Here is a 26,995-nt window from a genome sequence, read left to right as displayed (position 1 = left end):
GCGCGACCTATTTCAACCCGAACCACAGCGTGGCGATGCCGAGGAAGGAGAAGAAGCCGACGACATCCGTCACCGTCGTCACGAACGTGCCCGACGCCACCGCCGGATCGGCCCTGACGCGTTCGAGCGCCATCGGGATCAGGATGCCGCCGAGCGCGCCAGCGATGAGGTTGCAGATCATCGCCAGCCCGATGACGATGCCGAGGCCCGGGATCTTGAACCAGGCCACCGCGGCGATACCGGTGATCACGGCAAAGGCAACGCCGTTGATGAGACCGACCAGCGTCTCGCGGATGACCACGCGCCAGGCGTTGGAGGAGCCAAGCTCGCGGGTCGCGAGCGCCCTCACCGCGACCGTCATGGTCTGCGTCGCGGCATTGCCGCCCTGGCTCGCGACGATCGGCGCGAGCACCGCGAGCGCCACCATCTGCTCGAGCTGGCCCTCGAACAGGCCGAGCACGGAGGACGCCAGGAAGGCCGTGGCGAGATTGATCAGCAGCCAGTTGAAGCGGCCGCGCGCGATGGTCAGAAACGTGTCCGAGAGCTCTTCGTCGCTGGTGACACCGCCGAGCGCCTTGAGGTCCTCGTCCGCCTCTTCCTCGATGACGTCGACCACGTCGTCGACGGTGATGACGCCGACCAGGCGGTCCTGGGTGTCGAGCACGGGTGCTGCGACGAGGTTATACTTGCCGAACATGCGCGCCACCTCCTCCTGGTCCTCCAGGACGGAGACGCGGCGGCGATCCTCGTCGGTCAGCTCGGCAAGCGCCACCGGGCGGCGCGCGCGCAGGAGCACATCCAGCGGAACCGCGCCTTGCCAGTGCTGGTCCTTGTCGACGACGTAGATCTCGTAGAACCGGTCGGGCAGATCGGGCGTATCGCGCATGTAATCGATCGCCTGCCCGACCGTGAAATCCTGCGGCACCGCGATGAACTCGGTCTGCATGCGCCGGCCCGCGGAGTTCTCCGGATACAGCAGGCTGCGCTCGAGCGCGACGCGCTCCCGCAGCGGCAGCTTCTCGAGGATCTCCTCCTGCTCCTCCTGGTCGAGGGTTTCGAGCAGCTCGACCGCATCGTCGGATTCCAGTTCGCGGACGCCCTCGGCGACCGTCTCGGGCAGCAGCTCGTCGAGGATCTCCTCGCGGACGCTCTCGTCAACCTCGTTCAGTGCGGAAAAGTCGAAGTCGCGCCCCGTCAGCTCGACCAGGCGGACACGATCGTCGGGTGCGAGCGCCGCAATGAGATCACCGAGATCGGCCTCGTGCAGATCGGCGACGCAGGCGCGCAGCGCGGCGCTGTCGGCGGCCTCGATCGCATGGGCAATTTCTTCGACGAATTCGTGCCGAATTTCGCCGTCTTCATTGCGCATCGGGACGTGGTCGAGTACCAAGGACCCGGTGGAAGCGGCGTCATCCATATGTTCATCCATGGTACGCCTCGCCGTTGACAGGTTGATGGTTTGGGCTGACGGTCAGGCAATACCCACAAGGCAATCGCGAGCGCAATGGCAAAGATGCATCGACCGAAATGGACCTCGATCATTGTGGGCCCGGCTCTCGCCGCCCTCACCGCGATTGGTTCAGTCGAGGCCGCGGACTGCCCGCGGAGCGATGCGCTCGGCACGTCGCGGGTGCTGAGCGTCGATGCCAAGACCACGCCGCGCGTCGGCCTGAAGAGCTTTCCGCAGACGCTGCCGCTCGCAGATCACGAGGTGGTGCTGACCTTCGACGATGGCCCGCGTCCGCCGATGACGTCGAAGGTGCTGGCGGCGCTGGCACAGGAATGCGTGCGCGCGACCTTCTTCCTGGTCGGGCGGAGCGCCGCCGAATATCCTGACCTCGTCAAGCGCATCGCCCGCGAGGGTCACACCATCGGCCATCACACCTGGTCGCATCCGTACATGGCGCGGATCCCGGCCGATGCGGCGAAGTACGAGATCGACCGCGGCATCGCCTCCGACGAGATGGCGCTGCACGGGGTCTCGACGACGACGCCGTCGACGCCGTTCTTCCGCTTCCCCTATTTCGAACAGACGCAAGCCCAGCTCGACCTGCTCCAGTCGCGCGGCATCGTCGTGTTCGGGGCTGATCTCTGGGCCAGCGACTGGAACGACATGACGCCGGAGCAGGAACTCAAGCTGGTCACCGAACGCCTAGCCGCCGCCGGCAAGGGCATCATCCTGTTCCACGATCCCCAGGCGCGTACGGCGGCCATGATGCCGGCCTTCCTCCGGTATTTGCGGGAGAACGGCTTTCACGTGGTTCATTTGGTCCCGGCGGTCACATTACAGAAGAACGCCAACGCGCATTGATGCCGGAATGTCACGGCTGACCGAGATGGGGTGATTTGAGCCCTATTAACACTCCGTTCATGCTACGCCCTGCAAAGATTGAGGGGGACCCCTAGGCGGGGAAAGGTCTTTGCGCCTGAACCGTTTCCTGATGGCTCCGACCTACTATGGCGGCAAACGCAGATGAGGGCAGACCGGGTTCATGATCGGCAGTAGCGTTGTTTTTCGGACGCGACCGTGGACCGTCCTGCTCCTGGGGCTGCTGACCACGGCGTCGCCGGCGGCCTTCGCCGCCGAATGCCCGGGCCATCCGGGCGCGCTTGGCACCTCCCGCACGCTCGTCGTCGATCCGCATGAGCATCCGCGCATCGGCACCATGCAGTACCGCGAGACGCTGCCGCTGAAAGACCACGAGGTGGTGCTGACCTTCGACGACGGTCCGCTGCCGAAGAATTCCAACCAGGTGCTCCAGATCCTCGGCGACGAGTGCATCAAGGCGACCTTCTTCATCATCGGCGAACAGGCCAAGGCGAACCCGGAAGGCGTGCGCAAGCTGGTCGCGGCGGGCCACACTGTCGGCACGCACAGCATGAACCATCCGCTGACCTTCGACCGGATGCCGCTCGACAAGGCCGAGGCGCAGATCAACGGCGGCATCGAGTGGACGTCGGCTGCGATGACCGATCCGTCCAAGCTCGCGCCGTTCTTCCGCATTCCCGGCCTGATGCGCGCCGAGGGCGTCGAAAACCTGCTGATCTCGCGCGGCATCCAGGTCTGGAGCGCCGACTTCCCGGCCGACGACTGGCGCCATATCTCGCCCGATCGCGTCTACCAGCTCGCGATCCAGCGGCTGGAGGCGAAGGGCAAGGGCATCCTGCTGCTGCACGACATCCAGGCGCGCACCGTGGCGGCGCTGCCCAAGATCATCCGCGACCTGAAGGCACGCGGCTATCGCATCGTTCATGTGGTGCCCGCGACCGCCGACCAGCCGGCGACGCCGACCACGGCGGTGGAGTGGCTGCTGCATCCGCCGACGGAAACGACGCCGATCGCGCGCTGGCCTTCCGTGCCGAACTTCGCGTTCACGCAGACCGCGACGCTGCCTGCGCCTGGCCTCGCCGATCTCAACACGCAGACCGGGCACCAACCGCTGGTGTTGCCGCGCAAGACCATGGCTCAGGCCGATGTCGCCGCCACCCTGCCCGCGCCCGGGCGCGATCTCTTCGCGATCCCCGAGGGCTCGGTCGATGTGCTGCTGTCGGCGACCTTGTCGCGACGCGCCGCAACCCGGCTCGCGATGGCCGCCGAAGCGCCGCATGCCGGCAAAGGCAAGGCGGCCAAGATGCAGGCACGGCGAACCGAGCATGCTGCACACCCGAAGCACGCGGCCCAAGCCAAGAGCACGGCGCCCCGCCCGACCCGCGTCGCCACCAGCGTGAAGAAGCGCGCCTGAGTAAAAGCCGTTACTGCCGCATGATATTGGCGACGCAGAGCAGCACGATCAGCGCCAGGAAGAACAGGTCCATATAGGACTTGAGCTCGCCGTCGCGGCGCAGCCGGGCCACGTCGGCCACGACCTGCTTGCGCGTATTCGTTCCGCCCGAGCCGTCATTGATCGGCGCCTGCAGGCGCTTGGTCTCGGCTTCCAGCTTCTCGATCTTCTGGAAGAAGTAGAACGCGCGCAGCGTCGAGGCCGCGCGCATGCCGCTATAGACCAGCACCAGGATCGCGAGGATCGCCCGGTTCTGGTACTTCTCCATGAAGTTCAGGCTGAAATAGACCAGCGCCATGAACGCGAAGTTGGTCAGGAAGCGGTAGACGAAGCTTAGAAAGACCATGCTGGCTCCAGCCGAGAGAGGTCGCGCGAGGCCCGTCTAGCCCAACTTCGTTTCAACAAAGATACCATCGCCCGCGTGCCGCCGCCTTTTAGCCACGCGCCGCCATAATGCAAGCGAGAGCGCAGCCCCTCGCCGTGTTCCACGCGCCCGGCTCGATGGAGATTCGACGGAAGCTACGGTAGACTGCTGCCGCTGCCACACCCGAGGTCAGCGGATTGGGGTCTGCCGATGCCGAAGAAGGGAATCACGGGCCACGACGACTGGGTTCTGACCGAGGCGCTCGCGACCGCGCTGGTGGCGCTGGAGCAGCTCGAGGCCAAGCACCAGCCGTGCGCGCATATGGACGACATTCGCAAGCTGCTGTCGAGCGGCAAGGAGCCAGCCGCGGTGAGCCTGCATCTCGCCCAGGCCAAATGCCGCCTGTTCCCCGACCTCGATCCGCTCGAGATCTACCGCGAATACGGGATCGGCGAGGAATATGGCTAGCCAGGGAGATTTGAGCATCTTCCTCCAGCGAGGACAGGTCATGATGCTCGCGCCAAACGCGACGGATCAACCATCCTACACTGGGGAGCCTTGCCCGGTGCCCCTCCGACCGCCGCCAGCGCTGTGCGCCAAGTCGGTATATCCCTGTGGATAGCCTGTTGAGGGGTCGCGCCAAAGCGCGCAAAACGACCCCGCCAGCTACCGAAGTAGGCTGACGGGGCTTGTGAAACGATCTTTGGCTTGATTTGCCATTCCTCTCGGTTTGGCTTTGTCATTCCGTCGACCGCTCACTGACTGAATAACGAGGCGCGCAGGTTACCCGTACCTCTGTCGGCGCAATTTTTTCCGCATTTTTTTCGCGCCTCAGCGGCTGCAGGTTTCGACCAGCTCGGCCCCGGCGCCATATCGATGTCGCCAATCATTCCAGGCCTCTTGACCGATCAGTGAGCGAGAAAGCAGCATTTTGGACTGCGTGTCAGCAAGTCGGCCGTGACACTGCCAAATACCCATTCGCGTAGCCGCGTATGTCCATATGCACCGGTGACCGTCAAATCGGCACCGTGTTGTTCCGCCGCCAGCATGAGTGCGTCCGCCACCGACCGTTCCGCGCGCACACGCGCTTCCGCTTCTGCGCGGACATCATGACGGCCAAGAAACGTCGCAACGTCCGCAACCCTCGCTTTGGCGGCATCGATTTCAGTTTCGTCGACGACTTCGACAACCGATACGAGGTCGGCTCTCTGAAGCAACGGCAGCGCATCGAGACACGCGCGGCGCGCTTCTCGCGTATCCTTCCAGCCGACGACGATGCGCTTCGCCTCCAGGCTCCGTGTTCCGTCTGGGACAACCAGCACCGGTCGGCCAGCGTGCATCAGCACGTCGCCTGGGTCCATTAAGCTGAAAACGCCAAGCTGGGCGGGGGCTCGGCCGAGAACAATGACGTCGGCCGCACGGCTTTCGCGTACCAATACCGCTTCAGGCACCCCAACCACTGAGCGCCATTCAGTTTGCAGGCCGCCGACCGCTGGAGAGTTCCGGAACCCCGCCTCCGCGTTTTTGAGTCCCGTCCGGATGCGCTCCTCTTCTGCCTCCATCTCGGCTGCGATGGCAACCCCGCCGTAGTTATCGACCACTGGTGCCCGCAGCTGAGCTGCGGCTACACCGATCAGCCTGGCGTTAAAGCGACGCGCAACTTGCGCGGCGCATTCAAGGCGGTTGCGCGATGCGTGGTCTGGTTCGATATGAACAAGAATGGATGTTAACATCCGATTTCCCTAAGTAACCTGCCGTTGCGCGTACGGCCGGTTCACTTGTCGCCACCCGACGCAGCACGCTCAAAGCGAGATGCAGAACGAAGGGCCATGATGCGCCTGGCGCGGGCTAGATCCGATCACGCAGGCCTTTGACACCCTCGCCCTGGGCGCAGTGCTCGCAACAGAAAAAAGTACCCGCCTTCTCCAGGCCGTGTCCGACGATACGGATTCCACAATGATCGCAGCTCGGCGCTAGCGCGTGAATGGCGCATTCGAAGCTGTCAAATGTGTGCGCTTTCCCGTTCATCGAGACCTGAAAGGTCTTGTCATAGTCATTGCCGCAGGTTTCACATGTCGCCATGATCTTTCGCCTCCGCCGATGTCGCACATGGACGCTGAAGTCGCCAAATGGCACTTGGTTCCAATAGGTGATGTGGCTGGACGTCCGCGGCCGCAATACCCACCATTCAGCGTATCTAATAATGATACTTCGGGGTCACGTTTCCATTCCCACCCCGGGCAGCTCAAGGATTCTGTCCAATCGGCAGCCGGCAATTCATTGGAACGGCCATCTGGCTGGAGCGTTCGCTGGTCGGGGCGTGCAGTCAGAGGAGACGGACATGAGACGAATGATCCTGACGCTGCTCGCCGGTGCTGGTGCTCTCATAGCGTCGAGCGCTTATGCTGCCGACGAATTTCAAGTCGGAGACGGCTCGCCTTTGCTCCATCAGGCGCGGCTCGTTTGTGACGACGCCGGCCGATGCTGGCACACCAGAGGCGATCGCCGCGTCATCATTGGAAACGACTACTATTACGGTCCGCGGCGATACGACTACTACGATCGTGGCTACTACGACCGGCCGGGCATCGGGGTCTATGGGCCGGGCTTCAGCTTTGGCATCGGCCCAGACTGGTGACCGCGATGCGGCCTTTCGACGGACGGCTCGTCAAGCCCAAGTGAAGAATCCGGCGGGCCGTCCGTCTCTGCGGAAGGCGTGGTCCCGTTCCAGTTAGGCGGCAGACTGCCCTTGTTGACGACCGGCCGTCCAGAGAGCCCGCACCTCTTCAGGCAATGCATGGCGGACCTTCTCGACCTGATTTGGGTCAAGGTGATGGTTCAAGACCCGGAACGTGGCCTGCGCGGCATCGCCTGCGCCGATCGGCCGCAACGAGCTCAGCTCTGCGGAAATGATCCCGAGAAATTCGGCGGCAGAACGCCAGTCCTTCGGGACTTCACTCGGCCGCCACTGATCGTAGTAGACGCCTCGGACCAGCAACGGGAGCTGGGCACCGAGGTGTGCGGCTAGATTGACCGGGATCCGATCGCGAATGGTTCGGAGCACCGTTCCCAACGCATGCCATGCAAGCTGCCTGTCATGCGGGAGCGACGTCATCATCTCATCCAGCCACGTGTTTGTGAGATGGATCGTTCTGTCAAATACATCGAGGCCTGTTGCACTCATGATTACGTCCCTTTTTGCTCGAAGACAGCTGAACGGACAACGTCGGTCGTCACCATGGGTTCTCGATTATTGAGAGATTGATACCGGCGCAGCGATGCCGCAATCGATATGCTACTGCCTCCCGGGGCGGTTCGCGCTCAACGCTCGATCGTTCCGGTTCGGCGGATCTTCTTTTGCAGGAGCATCACGCCGTAAAGGAGCGCCTCTGCAGTCGGCGGACAGCCCGGGACGTAGATGTCCACGGGAACAATGCGGTCGCATCCGCGCGTCACCGAATAAGAGTAGTGATAATATCCCCCGCCATTGGCGCATGATCCCATCGAGATCACATATCGCGGTTCCGGCATCTGGTCGTAGACCTTGCGCAGCGCCGGCGCCATCTTGTTGCACAGCGTGCCGGCCACGATCATGACATCCGATTGCCTTGGGCTCGCACGCGGCGCAAATCCGAACCGCTCTGCGTCATAGTGCGGCATCGCCATTTGCATCATTTCGATAGCGCAGCAGGCGAGCCCGAACGTCATCCACATCAACGAACCGCTTCGCGCCCAGGTGATGAGATCATCGGCCGCGGTGACAAAGAAACCCTTGTCGGCGAGATCGCCCCTGACCGCGCCGAAAAACTCGTCGCTCGTCGGTTTGCCGGTTCCGGGGTCCAGGAGCCCTCTGCCAGCGGGCACGATCAACGGACGGTCCATGCGCGTCTCCTGTGCTGCAGCTTCTCATGCAACGTCCAGGCGGCGGTACCGTTCGTTTCGTAAGCAATGTTTCGCGCGAACTGCACCGGACGGTTCGGCGCGGTCCCTCGGACTGGACGCGGCTTGAATTGGCAGCTCGGTTTCCTATATCTGTGTTTGCAGTCGATGAGGATCGCTTCGGTTCTCGCCGCGGCGAGCTTCGACGGATGGTGACGTATGATCGTCCCACAATCCATCTGCCCCCAACCGACTTTAGATGAACATCGTGCGGCTTCAGCCGGGCGACTTATGGATGGACATGACAACATCTGCACTCAGCGGGGCGGTCGAGCCGCGCTTCAGCATCAAAATGCCGCGCAAGTCTCAGATGCGCAAAACCAAGCACGCTGCCCGCAACGGCATCGCGATCAATTCGTCCCGGAATGCTCAAAGACACTACGAGCGCTATCTGGCGCTAGCCCGCGCCGAAGCCTTGAAGGGCGACCGGATTGCTGCGGAGAACTACTTTCAACACGCAGAGCACTATCTGCGATCGATGCGCGAGAACGGCGCCGCCGCTCCTTTGGGTGGCCGCTCGTAGCGGTGGGCTTCGCCGCGAGCAACGTGCTTGCAGCCAGCGCGAGCGGCGCTTTCGGATCGCCGTCGTAGACGCTCTCAAATCGCGAACCGCCGTTTGCGTCACCGGCTATAGACGCCGATGAGCTCGGCCTGCCCGAGCATGTGCTTCTCAGCCGACTTCCAGATGTCGGCAACGGACATCTTGGGCGCTCGCGAAAGCGCTTCGACATCCAGCGCCGCCAGCTTGAAGTGGTAGTGATGGGTTCCGTGTCCCTTCGGCGGGGCGGGTCCGTGATAACGCATCTCGCCGAAATCATTGACGCCCTTTCCGAGCCTCTCGGTTTTGGTCTTCGCGCCGTGGCCGATTCCCTCCGGCAGCAGCGTTCGTTCGCCCATGATGTTGTAAAGGCCCCAATGGTGAAACGTGCCGGACGGCGCGTCCGGATCTTCAACGACGAGGGCGAAGCTCTTGGTTCCCGCCGGCGGATCCGACCACTCCAGCGGAGGTGAGAGGTCTTGTTCATCCGCCGTGTATTTTGCGGGAATTCGGTCGCCATCGTGGAACGCAGGGCTTTTCAAGCTGAATGTCATTCGCGCTCTCCTGATTTTTGCACCATCGATCTCTTTGTGCCGAGCGGCTCACAAGTGACGGACTACAATCCCGCTATCTCGGAATGCTAGGGAATACGTTGCGTTCACTCGGCAGCTGGCCCACGGTCACGCTCAACGGGTTCACTTTTCCCTGTCTAAGCGCAGTGACCTGAATCCGAGAGCCCGGCGCCGTCCCGTGGACCTTCTTGGTCAATTCGCTGGCATTCTTGATTTGCTCCCCATTCACCGAGGTAATCACATCCCCGGTTCTTAGCCCCGCCTTCGCCGCGGGACCGTTCTCTTGAACGCCTGCCACGATCGCGCCGTGGAGATCGCTTCCGCCCAGGCTGTCGGCAAGTTCCGCAGTGACCGATTGAACCTCGACACCCATCCAACCGCGCGTCACCGTGCCCTTGTCCTTGAGTTGCGGTAGCACCGTCTTGACGACTTCGGCGGGTATCGCAAACGCGACGCCTACCGAGCCTCCGGAAGGCGAAATGATCATGCTGTTGACGCCGATGACTTTGCCGCTCGTGTCAAAGCTCGGCCCGCCAGAATCGCCCTGGTTGATCGGCGCATCGATCTGGATGAAATCCTGCGCAGAACCAGTCCCGATGTTGCGCTCACGCGCCGAAACAATGCCGGCTGTAACCGAGCCGCCGAGCCCGAACGTATTGCCGGCGGTAAGGACCCAATCACCGGTGCGCGGCGGCTGGTCGGCGAGCTGCACGTAGCTGAAGTCGTTGCGACCTTCGACCTTGATCAAGGCGATGTCGCTCAAGGAATCCCTTCCCACCACTTTCGCGGAATAGGTCTTCTTGTCACTGGTGCGGATCTCCGCCATGTCACTGGTCTCCACGATGTGACTGTTGGTCACGGCATAGCCGTCAGGCGAAATGAAGAAACCTGATCCGATATTCACCGTGCGTGTCGTTCTTGGAACGGTACCGCGATCGGGGACATCCGGCGCGGGATTCTCGCTTTGCGGCGAGTCGTCGTCGGGCCGACCGAATTCGAATGATTGGTCGGGCAACGAATTGGGCGTCGCAGCTTTGGAGCTGACCGCTACCACGGCCGGCACAACTCTTTCGGCGAGATCTGCGAAGTTAGCCGGTCCGGCATTGCTCTCACGGTCCGCGATCTGACGTATGAAGTTCACGGACTCGTCCCCGGATAGGGCCCGTTGTGCGGGATTGACGGCCAGTGCCGGCTCGACAGTCACAACCGACACGATCGCGGAGGCGATCGCACTGCCAATGATGGACGCTCGGCGGCAGATGAAAGTTCGTTTTTCATGAACCATTTCTGCTTCCCTTCCACTGCTTGTCAGTTTTCATCGCGGTTTCCTCTTCAAGAGGTCAGCGATCGATTTCACCGAACACAATGTCCAGCGAGCCGATGATTGCGGAGACGTCCGCCAACAAATGGCCGCGGCTGAGCAAATCCATCGCCTGCAGATGCGCGAACGAGGGTGCGCGGATCTTGCACTTATAGGGCTGGTTCGTGCCATCCGAGATCAGGTAGACGCCGAATTCACCCTTTGGGGCTTCCACCGCGGCATAGACCTCGCCGGCCGGCACGCGAAACCCTTCCGTATAGAGCTTGAAGTGATGGATCAGGGCCTCCATCGAGCGCTTCATCTCGGAGCGCCGCGGAGGAAAGACCTTGTTGTCCTGCACCGCGACCGGACCCTGTCCGTCGGAAGCGCGCAGCTTTGTGATACACTGTCTCATGATGCGCACCGACTGACGCATTTCTTCCATGCGGACCAGATAACGGTCGTAGCAGTCGCCATTCTTGCCGATCGGAATGTCGAATTCCATTTCCGGATAGCATTCGTAGGGCTGCGCCTTGCGCAGGTCCCAGGCCGCGCCCGAACCGCGCACCATCACGCCGGAAAAGCCCCACTCCCAGGCTTCCTTCAGCGTCACCCTCCCGACGTCGACATTGCGCTGCTTGAAGATGCGATTTGGCGTCAACAGCCGATCCAGGTCGTCCACCACGCGAAGGAACGGATCACAAAAGGCTTCAATGTCGTCAATCAGCTTTGGGGAAAGGTCCTGATGCACGCCGCCGAACCGGAAGTAATTTGCGTGCATGCGCGCGCCGGAGGCACGTTCGTAGAACACCATGAGCTTCTCACGCTCTTCGAAGCCCCACAACGGCGGCGTAAGCGCGCCGACATCCATGGCTTGGGTCGTGATGTTGAGAAGATGCGAGAGCAGACGTCCGATTTCACAGAACAGCACGCGGATCAATTGGCCGCGGCGCGGCACTTCGAGGCCAAGCAGTCTCTCTGCTGCGAGGCAGAACGCATGCTCCTGGTTCATCGGTGCGACATAATCGAGCCGGTCGAAATACCCGATCGCCTGCAGATAGGTCTTGTTTTCAATCAATTTTTCGGTTCCGCGGTGAAGCAGACCGATGTGAGGATCGACCCGCCGGACAACCTCACCGTCAAGTTCCAACACAAGCCGAAGCACACCATGAGCCGCAGGGTGCTGCGGGCCGAAATTGATGGTGAAATTGCGAAGGCCGGCTTGTTCCACGGGCGAACTCAAGGTTTGTAGGCGCAAAGGCTGTCGGCACAACGACCCGGGTCGACGAGCCTGCACACTTCGACCCGCGAAGCGCCAAACATCCCCAGGCGTTGGTTGTTCCTAACGCCCCCGTCGGCCGCCAGGCGAGACGGGATGTGCCGCGCGCTTTTTGGAAATCAGGGACGGGATCGCGGTTGATAGAGCCTGAACCTTGCATAGTCAGGCCAGGCCGGACGCAGGAACCGATGGCTAAGGAAAGCGTCGCCAGGACACATCTCGATCATCGTCGCGTCGCGCCTGAGGGCCCGTTCCGACGACCGCGGCTATACGTGGTTGGCGAAGCACCTGGCGCCGAGGAAGTCGCGCAGGGTAGGCCCTTTGTCGGGCCGGCCGGTAGGGCATTGCGCGAGATGCTAAATGAGGCCGGGATCGCCCCCCAACAGGCGCGTTTGGCAAACGCCATACCTTTTCGACCGATCGCGTATTCGAAAGACCGGAGGCTACGTAACCGCAGCCCAACAATAGAGGAAGTCGATCATTATGGAGCGGCAGTGCTGAGTGACATCCGGCGTTCCAGGCCGGACGTGATCGTTGCTCTTGGCAGCACCGCGTCTCGCCTGTTTGGCGAATCGCAGTCGATCCGCCTAATGCGCAAAGCAAAGCTCCAGTTTGAAGGCTACCCGCTACGCATCACCTTCCACCCGGCCTACGCCCGCCGCTTCGGTGGACGCGACGGCGACGTTTGGCGCCAGGCGGTCGCCGATCTACGCAAAGCCGCTCGCAGGCGTCGGTCTTGATCGCCGCGGAAGGCAATTTCAGCGGTCACGAATCTGGTTTGCGAGCGAGGCGCACGACGCGCCTCGCCAGGATCGATATGGGCGCGTCGCGCCGTGCGTCATTTCGCTTTCGTGCCTGAACCTGCCGTGCTGTCCGATCCGATCTTCTCGAAGTCGCCAGGCTTCCAGCTATAGTTCACGGCCGGCTCTTCCGGGCCGTAGAGCCGCAAGATGGCGAAGAATCCTCGTCCCGGCGCGGTGGCAAGCCAGTTGGCTTCTTTCGCGGCGGGAGACTTCGGGCCGACGTAGAGGTCCGTCGTGCCGTCGGCGTTCTGCTCCGGCTTGTCGCGCGATCCCAGCGAGGGGAAGCGCCGTGTTTCGGTCGCCAGGCCTGAGGCGTTTTCGGCTTCGTAGAGGGTGAGAGACCAGAACAGCGCGGCTGGAACGTTGGGCGGCAGCGTCACCTTGTACGAGGAATCACCCGACAGCGGCTTGTCGTCTGCGTCGTTGAAGGCGATCCCGTAGAATGCGCCCTTGCCGGGCGACAACGACACCATTCCTGGACTGATTGAGTAGTAGTCGGTGAACATCCAGACGCGAGGCTCGATTTCGGTAAAGCCGGCCTTCTTGTTGCGCCACGACAGATCCAGTGTCTTCTCGGAACCCGGCTCACTGACATTGTTGATCGGATTGACCCACCCGCGGTCCTTCCAGATTTTGAGGTCCCGGCCGCCGATCTCGGTCTTTCTGCCGATTACACGGCTTGTCTTGTAAGCCGTTTTCGCTGCCGCATTCAGGATCGCCTTCGTGTCGGCATCGGGCTCGAACGGGCGGCCCTTGATGATGCCGATATTCGCGAGAAGGCCCAGACCATCTTCACCCGCCAGGTTCTCACCCTCGCGATCGAGCAGCCATTTGATTTGTTCGAAGGCTGCAATATCGGAGGGCGGCAACATGTTTGCCGCGACGCCCGAGGCGTTCGGAAACTTCATCGGCTTGCGTTCGGCCTCGGGGAGATTCAGCGGATAGATCTTCGCCTGCTCCATCAGCTTCACCGCGGGCGAAAGATCCTTCGGATCCTGGTAGAAGGCGCGGAGGAAGATGAAGAGGTTGTTCGTGCCGGAGCGGTAGACATAGTAACCCTTCGGCACATCGCCCTTGTAGCCTGGCGGCAGAACGAGAAACTTGCCGCCTTTGCCGGCGTCCGGTCCGGGCAATCCGACGTCGCCGAAGAACTTGCCGCCGTCGACCGGGATCGGCCGCTGCCAGAAATCGAGCAGAATGCCCTGGAGATTGGGTGGCGCCTCGAACACGATCGGCCCGGTCTCGCCCATGTCCACATAGCTCATGGCGTAAATCACGTCCGAGTTCGGCGTCGTTACCAACGTCTTCGGATCGAGCCGCTCCTTCCAGACCGGAAGGATGTTGTAGCCGGCGCCGAACACCTTCTCGGAGCCGAATTTCATGCCGAGCGTGTTGATGAGCGGCATCGCCCACAGGTACGCTTGCGTGGCCTGCTGGAATTCAAGCTCCTGCATCAACGTCTTGGCCGTCTCCGGCGTCGGCCGGTTCTGTTCGAATGGCAGGTTGGCCAAGGCGTCGAAGCGGCTGGATTGGCCGTAAGCCATGCCGGTCGCGACGAGAGTTGCGCTCAGCAGGACGGAAAAGGACAGGATACGTGTGCGGAATCGCTTGATCGTCATTGTACGACCCTTTCATATTGGGAAGCGGCCAACTCGCCGGATGTGGCCGATGTGTTTTGCGCCGGCCTTACCTCATCAGTGTCACGTTACTTTCCGAATGACGGGCGGCTGCCATGAGCCGTCGAGGATGCCCTCTTTGCCCCAATAAGCACGGATGTAGAGCGAGAATTTTCCGTCGGGCGCCGGCAGCCAGTTCGCCTCCTTATCCCCGCCCGGCGATTTCGCGCCCGCATAGAGCGTGAGCGAGCCGTCGGCGTTGCGTTTAAAGTTCTTGTTCTTGGTGCCGAGCGAATAGCGCTTGAGATTGTTCGGATGGAACAAATGCTTGTCGTTGTAGAGCGTCAGCGACCAGAATCCGTTGACCGGCGGTTCCTCTCCCTTTGCGAACGTGATCTCGTAATTGCCTCTGCCGGTCAGTTCTCCACCCGCACCATCCAGGTCAGTATAAAAATACTGAGTCTCGTTCGGACGGTTGTCGAACATGTTCGATCTGGCCGTCCCGGTCCGGTTGTAATAGTCGACGCCCCATTGCGCGTTGTTGGTCGAGCGATTCCATCCGTTGCCGGCCGGTCGTCCGTTGTACTTCCACTGGAAGAACGGATGAATGACCTTCTCGTCCGTGTCGATGGCGATCGCTACCAGCAGCTTCTTCAGTTCCGGGTCTTGGGCGGCCGCGTCGAGCAGCAGACGGAACTGTTGATACATCGCCTGCTCCCCCGGCAAGGGATCAACGGTGTCGAGCGCCTGACCGAGTTCATCGAAGAACTTCTCCGGCACCACCCATTTCGTTTCTTCCCCGGTTGATTTCGGGCCAGGAATGTTGGGGGCCTTGCTCCATTCGATGGTCTTCATCTTGCCGGTAAAATCCTTTAGCGGATAGAAGACGACCTGATTCACGACCGGCTGAACTGCCTTTTTGTCCTCGGGCGTGTCATCCTGGAAAATGCGCGGAATGGCATTGGCCAACGACGTAGGACACCGAATGACGTCGGTGATGCCGGACGGCTTCAGGCCCCTCCACCTCGGACCGGCAAGCAGGTAGAAGCCGGGCTTGGAGTTATAAGGCTTGCCGAGATTGCCGAACTGATCGGTACGCGCATCGTACATGGCATAAACCCAGAAGCGATCGCCGAAATCGGGCACCTGCGCGACCACCGGCTCATCGTCGAGTGAGAAGAACCCAAGGCCATAGACGACGTCCTGGTTCGGGCATGTAACAAAGGTCTCCGCAGGATCGACGTAATCGGAGAGCATTCCAACTTGACCAGTCGGCGCTACGGGGACCACGCCATTAAGGTGGCCCGGATGCGGCGCCTGTGCGAATATGGCCCTGCGGTTCATCATGTTCACAATCGGCCAGCCCCAGACGTAGGCCATCTGCGCAATCGTCCTGGCGTAGCCTGGATGCATCGTGATGCCGGTCGCAGGCTCCGTGACCTGCGATGCCGCGCCGGAGGCGGGTCGAGCCTGCGCGGTCTCCGTGACAGCCAAGACCGAGGCGGTCGATAGCGCGGCGGGAACAGCCGCTCTGGCGCTCAGAGCAGCGAGCGATGCCGCGACAATACCGCCCTTCATCGTATCGCGCCGGGTGGCCCCTGATTGATTTGCCGATGTGGTTTTCATTACTCGTTCCTTTCCGACCGATCGCTTGTATTAGCTTCATTGAGCGCAGATCAATTCACCTTCACCACGTCATCCGGCTTCCAGCTCTGATCGAAGAATTCGACGCCGGTGCCGTAGAGGCGCAATGCGGCCAAGAAGTTTCGGCCGCTGACGGTCTGTATCCAGTTCGAGTCAGGAGCGCCGGCGGGCTTCGTGGAGCCGAACCAGATATCGATCGATCCATCGCTGTTTGTCGCGACCTTGTTGAATCCGTTGATCGACGGCAGCAGTTGCGGCGTTTCCGGCATGGTCCCGTCGGTGACGTTGTAAGCAGTCACCGCCCAGAACAACGCGGCCGGCGGATGGGGCGGCAGATGCATTTTGTAGGTGTTCGAACCGTCGAGGAACTCGCCGCTCGCGTCGCGGGCGGTGAACGGATATTTCGACCCGGCTCCCAGCGTCCTCATCACCATTGCGGACGCCGTCGAATAGGCGAACTGAAAATAGCTTGCCCGCTGGTTCACGTCGAGATAGCCGTCCTGGAGCCATTCGGACGTCCCGCCGGCCCAGGTGTTTTCGTACTTTCTGTCGTTGTAATAGAGCTGACGTCCGTCTGGCCTGCCCAGTTGCCGCATGGCAAGGATCATCTTGGGCGCCGTCTCGACCGCCTTTTGCAACAGCTCTTGTTGCTGCCTGGTCGGATTGAACGGCTGCCCCTTGATGATGCCGATCGAAGCCAGCACACCGCGCAATTCAGGATCGATGGCTGAGTCCGGTTCGTAGTCGACGAACGTCTTGAGCTTGGTCCAATAGGTATTGTCGACCGGATACATCATGTTCACGCGCTTGCCGCTTCCGTTGGGAAACTGCATCGGCTTGACGTCTTTCTCCGCAGCCCACAGCGGATAGACGCGTGTTCTTTCTGCAAGTGCCACAGCCGGTTTCGGGTCCGGTCCGTTGTCGCCGTTCGCCATGACGGTACGAAAGAACAGAAAGACGTTGTAGGTTTTCGATTTGAACACGAAATAGCCTTGCGGTGTCTCGCCGTCATAACCTGGAGGTAGCAAGAGATAGAGCCCGCCACGCGCACGATCCGGCCCGATCGCACCGACATCGGTGATCGTGCGCTGGAAAAAGTCGGTGAACATGCCGATTACGTTGGGCGGCGCGGCAATAACGAGCGGTCCGGTCTCCTTGAGGTCGAGATAGCTCATGGAGTAGATGACATCAGCGTTGGGCGTCGGTACCCACGCACGCGAGTCCATGCGGTCCTTCCAGATCGGCAGGACGTTGTAGCCCTTTCCGAATGCCGCCTCCGAACCGTCGCGCATCCCGATGACGTTCAGCGCGGGCTGCATGGTCATGTAGGCATGAACCGCTTGCTGGTAAAACAACTCGTCGCGCAGCGTCTCCGCTTCCTTTTGCGGAAGCCAGTTTCCGTTGTTGATCTGTTTGAGCAGGGGTGGGGTTGTTTGATCCTGTTGCGCCAATGCCGGCACGACACCATACAGAGATGAGATCAACAGGGCAGACGTCAGGATTGAGCTTCCGCTTCTCATGTCTTTCCTCTTTGCGTTCAGATTGGAGGCTCTCGTGCTTTTGGAAATGCTTCGCTGGCGAAGCGAGGCGCAGGTCACGCGCCTCGCGGTGATCGACATGGGGGCGCGTCCCGCCGTGCGTCACTTCGCTCGCGAGCCCGAGCCGACCGTTGGTTCCGATCCGACCATCTCGAAATCAACCAGCTTGAACGTTTTGTCGAAGAACGCCTGCTCCGGCGCATAGAAGCGAAAATAGACGAACCCGCCGTCGTTGCCGACACACCGATTGACATTCCACGCGGCATGGACCAACCATCCGGCCCAGACGAGGTCATCAGACCGCGTCCCAACACACCTCGATGAATTGCTTCGAATGCCGGCGCTCGGATATTCGAAGGCCGATCTAGCCTGCCTCACTGAAGATCGGAGACGGCGCGCTTGCTGCTGCTTCTAGCAGACCCTGACTGACTGCTGAACGTACGCATAGCCGTTCCACACGGACCGAGTTTGATAGCAGGACCCGTAAGCAGCTGCTGCCCCGAGCGCAGCGCCAGTTGCCACGCCCGCGGCTACGGGGGCTCCCCAGCCTCTGCCGTAATAGCCTCCACGGTAGTACCGACCTCCAGCCCATCGGGTGCCACCGCCGTGCCAGCCGGGTCTTACTCCGCCTCCATGAAAACCGCCTGCATGAAATCCGCCCGCCCGACCACGGGGACGTGCATCCGATTCAACCGGCAGCAGGGTTAGACCAGCGGCGACTAAGCTTAGAGCCAATACTGAGGTGGCTGGACGCATGATTGTTCTCCATGACATTACACAACCTGTGAACGTACGTTCCGCAGCCTGCGAACGCATTCGCTCCGAACTCGTTCCAATCTCAATTCTGCAGAGGAGCCATGTCAATTTCCCCGGCTATACGGTGCGCGATCAAAAATCGGGCACGCGCCCCGGACGCGGAAGTTCATCTTCTGGAAGCGGGCATTTCGCACTCGACGAAGCAACCGACGAAATTGCGTCGCTCGTCCGAAACTTCCTTGAGCGTAATCACGGAGATAGCGCAGAGCTGGACGCTGCCAAGTTCAACTGAAATTCCGGCGTAGCATCAGCGCTCGCGCATAGGGCCAGGGCGTCGGCAACGGATCAACGGGACAAATCAATTTTCCCGTCTCGGCACCGTTCATTGCCGTAACCGTCATACGAGACTTGGCTGTCATTGAGCGATTGCGGCATGCGGCAATAGGCGTGCTCAAGGACCTACTAGTCGGGCAACGTGCGGACGCACCCTGCCCACATGTCGTTTGATGGGACACAAACCGCGTAGCGCTCACGGATGAGCACGAGCCCACTGATTTCTACGCTGGGCTACGCCACTGCCCTCTCGCGATCAAATGGTGGTTTTCCTTCGCGCGGCGTTGGTTCAACTAAGCGCTGCACCAAGACGAGCGAGATCAAACAGGAGATTTGCGCGGGTAAAGTACTAACATTCGTTGTGAGTAACAATGTGGGAGCAGAGAAATCGCGAAAACATTTTTCGTGTCAATTACTTACGCCTTTGGTGCGCTCGGAGGGCGTCTCCTGCGTCCGACACCCTTCCCTCCAGGCTTCCCCCCGGCAGACGCCTTGAAGATGGAGCAGCAAAGCGCTATGTTAGACAAAATCCATTTTTGTCTAACACACGGCGAAATTCCATGGCGAAGGCATCAGCGAAGAAGCGCACACTGCTCCGGGCGAAACAGAGGAGAGCTGCATCCAAGGGCAGCTCTGGATTGATAAAGACCTTTAAGCGCGAGCTTGCGACCAGCGGGCTTGTCGTGAGCAAGGCGCGATTCAAAGCGGTCATGCTGGCTGCGGAACAATCTGGCCTTCTGGGCGAAAAAGACAGCCGCATCGGTGGCCGGGTAAGTCCCGCCCTGGTCCGGCAGGCCAAGCGCCAGACGGGCATCGAGGCGGATACGGACTTGATCGAGTTTGCATTGGCGACGGTCGCACTTGAGGATAATTTCGCAGAGGCTTTCAAGGAGTCTCGGGGCAAGGTCGATCCAACGTTGAAGCTCGGTTTCTAAGTGGCGGAATTCGACTTTGACGCGGCGCGACGTTGGGCGCGATTCGATCCGGAAAACACGCTGGCACGGCGCAGCGACGATGAACTTCCATTCGTCAGCGCCAGTCCGATCGCCGGACAGGGACTACTGCTCGATACCTGCGTCTATATCGATCAAATGCAAGATCGTTCGCATCAGGTCCTCGACGACCTGATCGCGCAGCGACAAGTCAACCATTCGACTGTCGCGATCCAGGAGTTGATGCACACGGTCGGCGCGCTGAATCCGTCCGACGCGCGAACCGCCCCTGTCGTCGATGTAATCGGGAAGCAGATCAAAGCGATGCCACCACATCGGATCTTTGCGCCGGACATAGAGGTGCTGGGACGAGCCGCGCTGCTATCGGGGATCCTCTGCCGCATCCAGGGATATGAAAAGGACGGCAAGTTGCGCGCGCTTCAGGACTGCGTACTGTTCCTTCAGGCGCAAAAGCTCGGCTTCGTAGTCCTGACTGCAAATGTCGGCGACTATGATATTCTACTCCAACTCATACCAACCGGACGCGTGCTGTTCTATCGTTCGAAATGAACGTACGCCCGCCTATCTCTACGATGGGCTACGCTGCTGCCCCTTGTATGCTGCTTGTGGTTTTCCTTCGCGAGATTTTGGTTCAATGAGCGCTGACCACGACAAGAGCGAACGCCAGACTAGAAGCACGTCGGAGAGAAGCCGACGGAAAAGCTCAAAGAAAAGGTTCACTGCGAGTAACAATGTGGGAGTAGAAATCGCGAAAATATTTTCGCATCAATGACTTATGCCCCAGGTGGTGCGCTCGGAGGGCGTTCGCATTCGCTGCGATTTCAAAGGGTTACGACTGAGGGCAACGAGTTTTGGTGCTTTTCGCGCGCGAAAATGCCTTTTGGCCGAACCGCTGAAGAAGAGCCCTGCCCCATGCGAGGGTAACGCTAGCCCCACCGCTCATAACGGTCTGGTTGCCGGTTCGAGTCCTGCCGGGCCACCATTCCTTGTTGTCACCACACCAACTTGGCCAACGATACATCATTTGCATGCGCAACCGCCGGATGTCCCACAGGCTGGAAGCCGCGATGAATTTCAAACGAGCTGCCGCGCGACCATATCAGCGAACAAGCCCTTGGCCGCCATCAGCTCGTCGTAACGGCCGGTTTGCACCACTTTGCCGCGGTCGAGAACGACGATGCGGTCGGCGCTCTTAACCGTGGTGAGGCGGTGCGCGATGACGAGGCGCGTCACCGCCAACCGGTGCAGGCTGTCGGTCAGACGGGCTTGCGTCAAATTGTCGACGGCGCTCATGGCCTCGTCGAGCAGCAGAATGCGCGGCTTGCCGACTAGGGCGCGGGCGAGCACAAAGCGCTGGATCTGGCCGCCGGAAAACGCCGACGCGGCTTCGGTCACGATGGTGTGCATGCCCATCGGCATGGCGTGGATGTCCTGGTCGACATTGGCCTGCCGCGCGGCCTCCCAGGCCTGGTCGAGCGTGCCCTCGTGGGTGCCCATGATGTTCTCATAGAGCGTGCCGGGAAACAGCGCAGTGTTCTGCAACACGCCGCCGATCTGCCGCCGAACCATTTCGATGTCGAGATAGCGCAGATCCTGTCGGTCGTATTGCACGGTGCCGCTCGCCGGCATCTCAAACCCCAGCAGCAGCCGCATCAGGGTCGACTTGCCGGAGCCGGAGGGACCGACCAGCGCGACGTGCTCGCCCGGCGCCAGTGACAGCGAGATGCCCTGGAGCGCGAACGGCGCATCGGGGCCGTAACGGAAATAGACGTTGGTGACATCGATGTTGCCGGTCAATACGCCCGGATCGCGCTTCGATCCGGCGACATCAGGCGCGGCGCGCAGCAAGGGCGCCACACGCCCCCAGGAGGGTTGCGAATTCCAGGCGGCGACGACGCTGCGCGCCAGTTGCAACGAGGCGCCCATGTAGGCGCCATAGGCGGCGATGAAGGACACGAACGCGCCCGTCGAAAGTTCGTCGCGCGACAGCTGCGACAGGATCAACAGGATGACCGCCAGCGCCAGCAGCTCGAAGGCCACCAGCGCGGTTTCGAACAGGGTGCCGAAGGTCCGCGCCCGGTACATGCGGGAGCGCAGTTCGGCGAAGTCCATGGCCCAGCGCGCAAAGCCGCGCTGCTCGGATCCGGTGGCGCGCAGGGTCGTGATGCCATGCACGAGCTGGAACACGATGCCGTAGATATCGGAGAGGATCTCCTCCCCGCGCGTCAACGCATCGAGCTGATGATAGCCGCAGAACGCCGCAATCGCGGCGATCAGGGCGAACAGCCCGATCGCCGCCCCCGCCGCCGCGGGCGAGTAGTAGAACATCAGGCCGATGTTGCTGACGAAAAAGAACAGCGCCGAAATCGAGCCGAGCATCAGCGAATAGGCGCCGCGGCGCAATTGATCCGCCGCGACGAAGCGACTTGCGATATTGCCGGGGCTCATGCGCAGCGCGCTGTCGGGCAGCCGCAAAAGCCGGTCCATGAAGGCGGCCTGCAAGGCGCCCGCCCCGCGCCCGTCGAGCCGCAGGCTCGCGATGTCAAACACGAAACGAAAGCCGGCGGCGATGAACGCGGCCAGTACGAGGCCCATGCCGAGGGTGAACAGCGACAGCGTCTCGTGGCCTGGAATGAAGCGATCGAACGCCAGCTGCATCGCCAACGGTGTCGCGAGGCCGAGCAGCGCGGAGGCCAGCGCCATGGAGGCGGCGAGCGCCGCATCCCATCGGTTGCGCAGCCAGCCGAAACCGATGAATTGCCGAAACCCGATCGGCCGATCCGGGAACGGCGGATAGAGCATGTGCGCCTGCGGCGCCAGCCGGGCCGCCAGCGTCGCGTCGACCGGCTTCGGCCTGGCGTGCTCCGCCTCGATCATCACCCAGCGCTTCGCGTCGGTCGGGATCAGCGTCACCGGGCGCCGCGTGTCGTCGAGGAAACCGATCAGCGGGCCGAGATCCTGCTGCAACCAGTCGCCACTCAGCACCACCTGCCGGTTGCGCAACCGCACCGCGCGCGCCGCGTCGTCGACATTGCGCGCCTGCGACAGCTGTTCGCGCTGCCGGTTGGTGAAATCGAGCCCGAGCTTGCTCGCAATGGTGACGAACGGCGCGACGAACGGCTCGTCGCCGACAGGCTCGGCGGCCGCTTGCGGCGCGACCTTGCCCAGTACCGCGTCGAACCGCGTGAAGGCACGATTCACCGTGCGGGTGGTGCGTGCCATCCGGCCTTGGACCGCCTGGCGCAACGCGTCCTGGCGGGTGTCGTGCGCGCGCCGGACCAGCGAGAACAAAGTGGCGTGGGTGAACTCCAGCAGACGCTGCCATTCCGACAGGCGAAGGATATCGGCGGTGCCGACCGCATGAACATCGCAGGAGCGTGCCGGCGAGATCCAGATGCCGCCGGCCACCGCCGCCACCTGACGGCTATTCATGCCGGCGACCGGCACGCCGCCACAGCACGACAGATCGGCGCCCAGCGCCGTCAACCAGACTACGCCGCCACGGGTCATGAGCGCGGCTTCACCGGCGGCCTTCTCCTGTTCGCCGGGCGCGAAGGTGACGATGTCGAGCGGCGCCGGGCCGACCATGCGGCTCACGGCGGCGCTCAGATGACTAAGCCACCCGTCGATGGATGCGGCTACCGCGTTATGCTGCTGCTCGGAGCCTTTGGCCTGGATCGCCAGCGTGTCGGTGCGGATGGCGGCGATCGCGCTGGTCTCGACCGCCACCGCGGTCACCAGCAGATCGTCCGCCACCACGATCGGCGCGATGTACTCGCCGCCGCCGAGTTCGCACAGGAACATGCGTCCCGACGGCTCGTCGCCGCTCTTCACGGTGAGATAGATCTCGACCCGCCCGGCGGCGATGATGTGGCCCTGCCGGGTTTCGCTGAGCGCCAGCGCCTCGCCGGGCTCGAGATTGATGCTGGGCGCGGCCGCGAACGGCGCGGCCAGCATTCCGTCACTCGACGCCAGGCTCAGCACGGGCGGGCGGGTCGCCATCATGCCTCGACCTGCTTCTGGTAATGGCGATGCGCCGCCATCAGCGCGGTGTGGCGGCCGCGCTCGACAATGCGGCCCTCGTCCAGAACGATGATTTCGTCGCAATCGCGCAGGGTCGAAATGCGGTGCGAGATCAGGATGCAAGTGCAGCCACGGCGGCGGATGTTGTCGATAATTCCCTGTTCGGCGATGGAATCCAGCGAACTCATCGCTTCGTCGAACACGATCAGCACCGGATCGACCGCGAGCGCCCGGGCGATGGCAAGGCGCTGACGTTCGCCCGCGCTGAAATTGCGGCCATTGTCGTCGACGCGCGTCTCGTAGGCCATCGGACGCGACGCGATCATTTCGTGCACCATCGCGTCCCGGGCCGCCGCCACCACGCGATCCTCGCTGATGGTCAGATCCCACATGGTCAGGTTTTCGCGCACCGTACCTGCGAACAGCGTGGTGGTCTGGTCCACATAGGCCACCGCCGAGCGCAACACCGGCGCCGACAGCCGGGCGAGATCGATGCCATCGATCCGGATCACGCCGTCGCGCGGCGTCATCAGGCCAACCATCAGCCGGGCGAGCGTGGACTTGCCGCTGCCGGTGGCGCCCGTGATGGCGACGCGACCGCCGGCCGGCGCTTTCAACGAAATGTCGCGCAGGAACGGCGCCGTCACCGTCGTGTAGCCGAAGGTCAGGCCCTGGATATCCAGGGCGCCATGCAGCGCCGGGATTACGCCTGACTCATCAGGGGCCTCGAGAATTGGATCGACGCGCTGCCGGCCGACATCGCCGAGCCGGTCGATATGGCCCCGCGCCTGCTGCAATTGCGCGGTCAACCCCATCACGCTGGTGACGGGCGCGTTGAAATTGGCCATCAGCGCCTGGAACGCCACCAGCATGCCGATGCTGACGGTGCCTTGCATCACGCCCATGCCGCCGATGAACACGATGCAGGCACCGGCGATCGTGCCGAGCAGGATTGGCAGGCCGGCTAGCAGCCGCTGCCAGAACGCCATAGCCTGCTCGGCGCTGACGACTTTGGCGTGCTCGCCGGCCCAGCGCCGGAAGAACAGGTTGTCGGCGCCGCTGGCGCGGTAGGTATCTAGATTGGCGAAGCCGTGAATCATGGTGGATTGCATGCGGGCTTCGTCCTGCAGCATCCGCCGGTTGGCGTCCGACAAGCGGCGCGACATCAAGACCAGCAGCGCCAGGTTGAGAGCCGCGAATGCGATCACCACCAGCGCCAGCGGCACGTTGTAGGCCAGCATGACGACCGCGTAGATCACGATCGACAGCAGGCCGATGAACGTGACCGCGAGACTGCCCGAAAGCAGGCCGGTCAGGCGGTCGCTGACCATGAGGCGGTTGGTGATTTCGCCGCTGTTGCGCTGGGCGAAGAACGCCATCGGCAAGCGAAGGATGTGCCACAACACCCGGCCACTGGTGTCGACGCCGAGCTTGACCTGGAACCGCGCCAGCGTGCGCTGTTGCAGGAAGGTCAGCAGTCCCTTCGCCAGCGCGATCGCCGCGATGCCGCCGACCAGCCACCACAGCCAGCGCGACAATCCGGCGATCATGTAATAGTCGACGAACGCGCGCTGCAGGCCGGGGATCATCAGGCCCGGCACCACCAACAGGAAGCCGCCGAGTACGGCGGCCAGGATCGGCGCCTTGACGCCCGGTAGGGTCTGGCGAATGCTGCGCACAAAGTTTGGCGCTTCACCGCCCGGCACGAAATCCGCGCCTGGCTCGAGCGCGAGGATCACCCCGGTGAAGGCCCGCTCGAAATCTTGCGCGGTGATCACGCACGGCCCGGTCGCCGGATCGTTGATCCAGACCTTCTCGCTGGTGCGACGCTCCACCACGACGAAGTGGTTGAACTCCCAGAACACGATGCAGGGCAGAACGTCGCCGGTCAGATCGCCGGGAGCGACCGTGTAGCCGCGGCCCTCGAGGCCATAACGCGCCGCGGTGAGCAGCAGGTTGTTGGCACTGGTCCCGTCGCGATTGACGCCCGCGACTTCGCGCAACTCCTCGATCGGCACCCATCGGCCGTAATAGCCGAGCAGAATCGCGAGACACGCGACGCCGCACTCGGCCGCCTCGTATTGCAGGATGGTGGGCGTGGCGTGCGCGGAGCCGCCGGCAACCCTGTCGCGCAGCTCATGCAGCGCGTGCAAGGAGTATGCGACCTGTGGCGTCGTGCGCACCGCGTCGATGATCCGGGTCTTGAGTTCAGGCCGTGTAGTCACGAGCCGCTTCCCAGAACCTGCCGCAGCGGCGGGATCAACAGGCTCAGGACCGGCAACGACATGGTCTCGATGTCGCTGCCGACCGTCGTGCCGGCATTGATGCTGAGATCGGGGCCGCGCGACGACGACCAGCGATAACCGCTCGGCGTGTCCCTGGCGGCGAACAGATCCACCACGACTTCGTAGGGGGCGCCGTCCTTGGCGAGCGACTGTCCGAGCTGCCGGTTCTTCAGCGTGCGGTACATGCCTTCCGCGGTCGCCGGCACCTCCGCCACGGTACGGACGCGGCCTTCGATGAAGCCGAACTCTTCCCGCCGCACCGTCGAGGGCGACAGGCGCACGTTCATGCCGGGACGGACCTTCTTGCCGTCGTTCGACGGCACATAGACAACCGCATAGAGCGGCCCGATCGGGTCTTTGTCAGCCTTCGGCAATGCCTCGGCGACCTTGTCGGGAATCAGCGAGAACAAAGCGGCGTTGCGATCGACGATTTCGCCCGGGTTGACCTTGAGTTCGATGACAGTGCCGTCGTACGGGCTCAGCACCACGCTTTGGCGGGCGAGCTTCTCGCGCACCGTGCGGATCTTGCGCTCGGCGGCCGCGACCTTCAGTTCGACATTGAGGCGTTCGCGCTCGTCGTCGGTCTGCGCCTTGGTGGCCTCGAAATCGAGGTTGCGAATGCCGTCCTGGGCCTGCGCGCGTTGCGCCTCCGCCTTGCCGATCTCGACGCGGGTCTCGAGCGCGCTCTTGCGCGTGAGGATCTGCTTGTCCATCAGGACGGCGTCGCCCTTGGCGATATCGTCGAGCCAGCCGAGCTGCTTTTCAAGAAACGCGATATCGTCCTTGTAGCCCTGCCGGCGCTGCGCGATCGAGGCGGCAAGCGTCGGCCCGCGGCGCTCCTGGAATTTCACGATCTGGTCGCGTTCGCCGACGGCGTCGCGGTATTCGGCTTCCGCGTTGATCAGGTCTTCGCGAATCTCCGGCTGATCGAGCCGGGCCACCGCCGTACCGGCCTTGATCTTGTCGCCGACCGCCACGCTGAAGCTCAACAGACGCCCGGGATTGTCGGCGGTGACGTCGAGCAAGCCGCCCGGCGATAGCAAAATGCCCTGGCCCGGCACCGTGACCGGCACCGTCAGGACGATGCTCCAGATCAGGCCGCCGACCACGAGACCCGCCAGCGCCAGCAGCGCGACCCAAGTCGGACGTCCGACAATACGGAGCCCCTGGTCGAGCCGCTCCGACGCCGACAACCTCTCGAGTGCCGCTTCGCGAAAAATGCCCTCGTTCGCCATGCCCGTTCGCTACGCCTGGCCGCGCCCGTCCTGAC

At 62.3% G+C, this 26,995-nt stretch carries 24 protein-coding genes; 9 read left to right on the top strand and 15 right to left on the bottom strand.

The annotated features are described in order from the left end of the window. Positions 1-7: 7 nt before the first annotated feature. Positions 8-1,429: a magnesium transporter gene (gene mgtE / locus ABID58_RS10665; RefSeq protein ID WP_354032603.1), complete on the bottom strand. Its 1,422-nt coding sequence runs from the start codon at positions 1,427-1,429 to the stop codon at positions 8-10. Positions 1,430-1,504: 75 nt separating this feature from the next. Between mgtE and ABID58_RS10660 the strand changes: the two genes are divergently transcribed. Next, complete coding sequence (locus ABID58_RS10660; RefSeq protein ID WP_148754839.1) at positions 1,505-2,311, top strand: polysaccharide deacetylase family protein; 807 nt, start codon at positions 1,505-1,507, stop codon at positions 2,309-2,311. Positions 2,312-2,492: 181 nt separating this feature from the next. Then, the gene (locus ABID58_RS10655; protein WP_354032602.1) at positions 2,493-3,743 is read left to right on the top strand and encodes a polysaccharide deacetylase family protein; all 1,251 of its coding nucleotides are present in this window, start codon (positions 2,493-2,495) and stop codon (positions 3,741-3,743) included. A 10-nt stretch (positions 3,744-3,753) separates the two neighbouring features. Here ABID58_RS10655 and ABID58_RS10650 read toward each other — a convergent pair whose 3' ends face one another. After that, on the bottom strand, positions 3,754-4,128 hold the full coding sequence (locus ABID58_RS10650; protein ID WP_148754837.1) for a hypothetical protein: 375 nt from the start codon (positions 4,126-4,128) through the stop codon (positions 3,754-3,756). A 228-nt stretch (positions 4,129-4,356) separates the two neighbouring features. On the opposite strand from ABID58_RS10650, the gene ABID58_RS10645 reads away from it, so the two are divergent. Further along, entirely contained in the window at positions 4,357-4,614 is a 258-nt protein-coding gene (locus ABID58_RS10645; protein ID WP_148754836.1) for a hypothetical protein, read from the top strand. Positions 4,615-5,054: 440 nt separating this feature from the next. On the opposite strand, the gene ABID58_RS10640 is transcribed toward ABID58_RS10645, so the two are convergent. Both ABID58_RS10640 and ABID58_RS37385 read right to left on the bottom strand, forming a co-directional pair. Beyond that, the gene (locus ABID58_RS10640; protein ID WP_354032601.1) at positions 5,055-5,879 is read right to left on the bottom strand and encodes a universal stress protein; all 825 of its coding nucleotides are present in this window, start codon (positions 5,877-5,879) and stop codon (positions 5,055-5,057) included. A gap of 115 nt (positions 5,880-5,994) precedes the next feature. Further along, positions 5,995-6,228 (bottom strand): metallothionein, encoded by a 234-nt coding sequence (locus ABID58_RS37385; RefSeq protein WP_148754834.1) that lies wholly within the window; start codon positions 6,226-6,228, stop codon positions 5,995-5,997. Between the two features lie 259 nt (positions 6,229-6,487). Between ABID58_RS37385 and ABID58_RS10635 the strand changes: the two genes are divergently transcribed. Then, positions 6,488-6,784, top strand: a complete 297-nt coding sequence (locus ABID58_RS10635) for a hypothetical protein (RefSeq protein ID WP_148754833.1) — start codon at positions 6,488-6,490, stop codon at positions 6,782-6,784. Positions 6,785-6,877: 93 nt separating this feature from the next. On the opposite strand, the gene ABID58_RS10630 is transcribed toward ABID58_RS10635, so the two are convergent. Both ABID58_RS10630 and ABID58_RS10625 read right to left on the bottom strand, forming a co-directional pair. Beyond that, entirely contained in the window at positions 6,878-7,330 is a 453-nt protein-coding gene (locus ABID58_RS10630) for a DUF2267 domain-containing protein (protein WP_148754933.1), read from the bottom strand. Positions 7,331-7,467: 137 nt separating this feature from the next. Further along, entirely contained in the window at positions 7,468-8,028 is a 561-nt protein-coding gene (locus ABID58_RS10625; RefSeq protein WP_148754832.1) for a NuoB/complex I 20 kDa subunit family protein, read from the bottom strand. A 256-nt stretch (positions 8,029-8,284) separates the two neighbouring features. Between ABID58_RS10625 and ABID58_RS10620 the strand changes: the two genes are divergently transcribed. Next, entirely contained in the window at positions 8,285-8,608 is a 324-nt protein-coding gene (locus tag ABID58_RS10620) for a DUF4167 domain-containing protein (RefSeq protein ID WP_502916401.1), read from the top strand. 98 nt (positions 8,609-8,706) lie between these two features. Here the strand turns inward: ABID58_RS10620 and ABID58_RS10615 are convergent, their stop codons facing one another. From ABID58_RS10615 to ABID58_RS10605, 3 genes are all read right to left on the bottom strand, one after another. Continuing rightward, positions 8,707-9,177 (bottom strand): YbhB/YbcL family Raf kinase inhibitor-like protein, encoded by a 471-nt coding sequence (locus ABID58_RS10615; protein WP_148754831.1) that lies wholly within the window; start codon positions 9,175-9,177, stop codon positions 8,707-8,709. A gap of 73 nt (positions 9,178-9,250) precedes the next feature. Continuing rightward, positions 9,251-10,480: a S1C family serine protease gene (locus ABID58_RS10610; RefSeq protein WP_354032600.1), complete on the bottom strand. Its 1,230-nt coding sequence runs from the start codon at positions 10,478-10,480 to the stop codon at positions 9,251-9,253. A gap of 55 nt (positions 10,481-10,535) precedes the next feature. Continuing rightward, positions 10,536-11,726 carry an NADH-quinone oxidoreductase subunit D gene (locus ABID58_RS10605; RefSeq protein ID WP_354032801.1) on the bottom strand — a complete coding sequence of 397 codons (1,191 nt, stop codon included), beginning with the start codon at positions 11,724-11,726 and terminating at the stop codon, positions 10,536-10,538. Positions 11,727-11,962: 236 nt separating this feature from the next. Here ABID58_RS10605 and ABID58_RS10600 point away from each other — a divergent pair, with 236 nt between their 5' ends. After that, on the top strand, positions 11,963-12,514 hold the full coding sequence (locus tag ABID58_RS10600) for a uracil-DNA glycosylase (RefSeq protein ID WP_354032599.1): 552 nt from the start codon (positions 11,963-11,965) through the stop codon (positions 12,512-12,514). 98 nt (positions 12,515-12,612) lie between these two features. Here ABID58_RS10600 and ABID58_RS10595 read toward each other — a convergent pair whose 3' ends face one another. The 3 genes from ABID58_RS10595 to ABID58_RS10585 form a co-directional block, all read right to left on the bottom strand. Next, positions 12,613-14,196, bottom strand: coding sequence for a DUF1254 domain-containing protein (locus ABID58_RS10595; protein WP_502916400.1), 1,584 nt, complete (start codon positions 14,194-14,196; stop codon positions 12,613-12,615). Between the two features lie 81 nt (positions 14,197-14,277). Beyond that, positions 14,278-15,819 (bottom strand): DUF1254 domain-containing protein, encoded by a 1,542-nt coding sequence (locus ABID58_RS10590; RefSeq protein WP_354032598.1) that lies wholly within the window; start codon positions 15,817-15,819, stop codon positions 14,278-14,280. Between the two features lie 50 nt (positions 15,820-15,869). Continuing rightward, a complete protein-coding gene (locus tag ABID58_RS10585) occupies positions 15,870-17,456 on the bottom strand; it encodes a DUF1254 domain-containing protein (protein ID WP_502916399.1) in 1,587 nt (528 codons plus the stop codon). 673 nt (positions 17,457-18,129) lie between these two features. Between ABID58_RS10585 and ABID58_RS10580 the strand changes: the two genes are divergently transcribed. From ABID58_RS10580 to ABID58_RS10570, 3 genes are all read left to right on the top strand, one after another. Continuing rightward, on the top strand, positions 18,130-18,423 hold the full coding sequence (locus ABID58_RS10580) for a hypothetical protein (protein WP_354032597.1): 294 nt from the start codon (positions 18,130-18,132) through the stop codon (positions 18,421-18,423). A 601-nt stretch (positions 18,424-19,024) separates the two neighbouring features. After that, complete coding sequence (locus tag ABID58_RS10575) at positions 19,025-19,399, top strand: hypothetical protein (RefSeq protein WP_354032596.1); 375 nt, start codon at positions 19,025-19,027, stop codon at positions 19,397-19,399. Beyond that, positions 19,400-19,966, top strand: a complete 567-nt coding sequence (locus ABID58_RS10570; protein WP_354032595.1) for a type II toxin-antitoxin system VapC family toxin — start codon at positions 19,400-19,402, stop codon at positions 19,964-19,966. It abuts the gene before it with no gap. Between the two features lie 525 nt (positions 19,967-20,491). On the opposite strand, the gene ABID58_RS10565 is transcribed toward ABID58_RS10570, so the two are convergent. From ABID58_RS10565 to ABID58_RS10555, 3 genes are read right to left on the bottom strand one after another with little or no spacing between them, the layout of a single operon-like run. After that, positions 20,492-23,422, bottom strand: coding sequence for an NHLP bacteriocin export ABC transporter permease/ATPase subunit (locus ABID58_RS10565; protein ID WP_354032594.1), 2,931 nt, complete (start codon positions 23,420-23,422; stop codon positions 20,492-20,494). Further along, the gene (locus ABID58_RS10560) at positions 23,419-25,665 is read right to left on the bottom strand and encodes a cysteine peptidase family C39 domain-containing protein (RefSeq protein WP_354032593.1); all 2,247 of its coding nucleotides are present in this window, start codon (positions 25,663-25,665) and stop codon (positions 23,419-23,421) included. The genes ABID58_RS10565 and ABID58_RS10560 overlap by 4 nt, the downstream gene beginning before the upstream one ends. After that, on the bottom strand, positions 25,662-26,960 hold the full coding sequence (locus ABID58_RS10555) for an NHLP bacteriocin system secretion protein (protein WP_354032592.1): 1,299 nt from the start codon (positions 26,958-26,960) through the stop codon (positions 25,662-25,664). The genes ABID58_RS10560 and ABID58_RS10555 overlap by 4 nt, the downstream gene beginning before the upstream one ends. Positions 26,961-26,995 lie beyond the last annotated feature (35 nt).

Source organism: Bradyrhizobium sp. S3.2.6 (assembly GCF_040546885.1).
Taxonomy (GTDB): Bacteria; Pseudomonadota; Alphaproteobacteria; order Rhizobiales; family Xanthobacteraceae; genus Bradyrhizobium; species Bradyrhizobium cytisi.
This window is presented reverse-complemented; position numbering and strand designations above follow the sequence as displayed.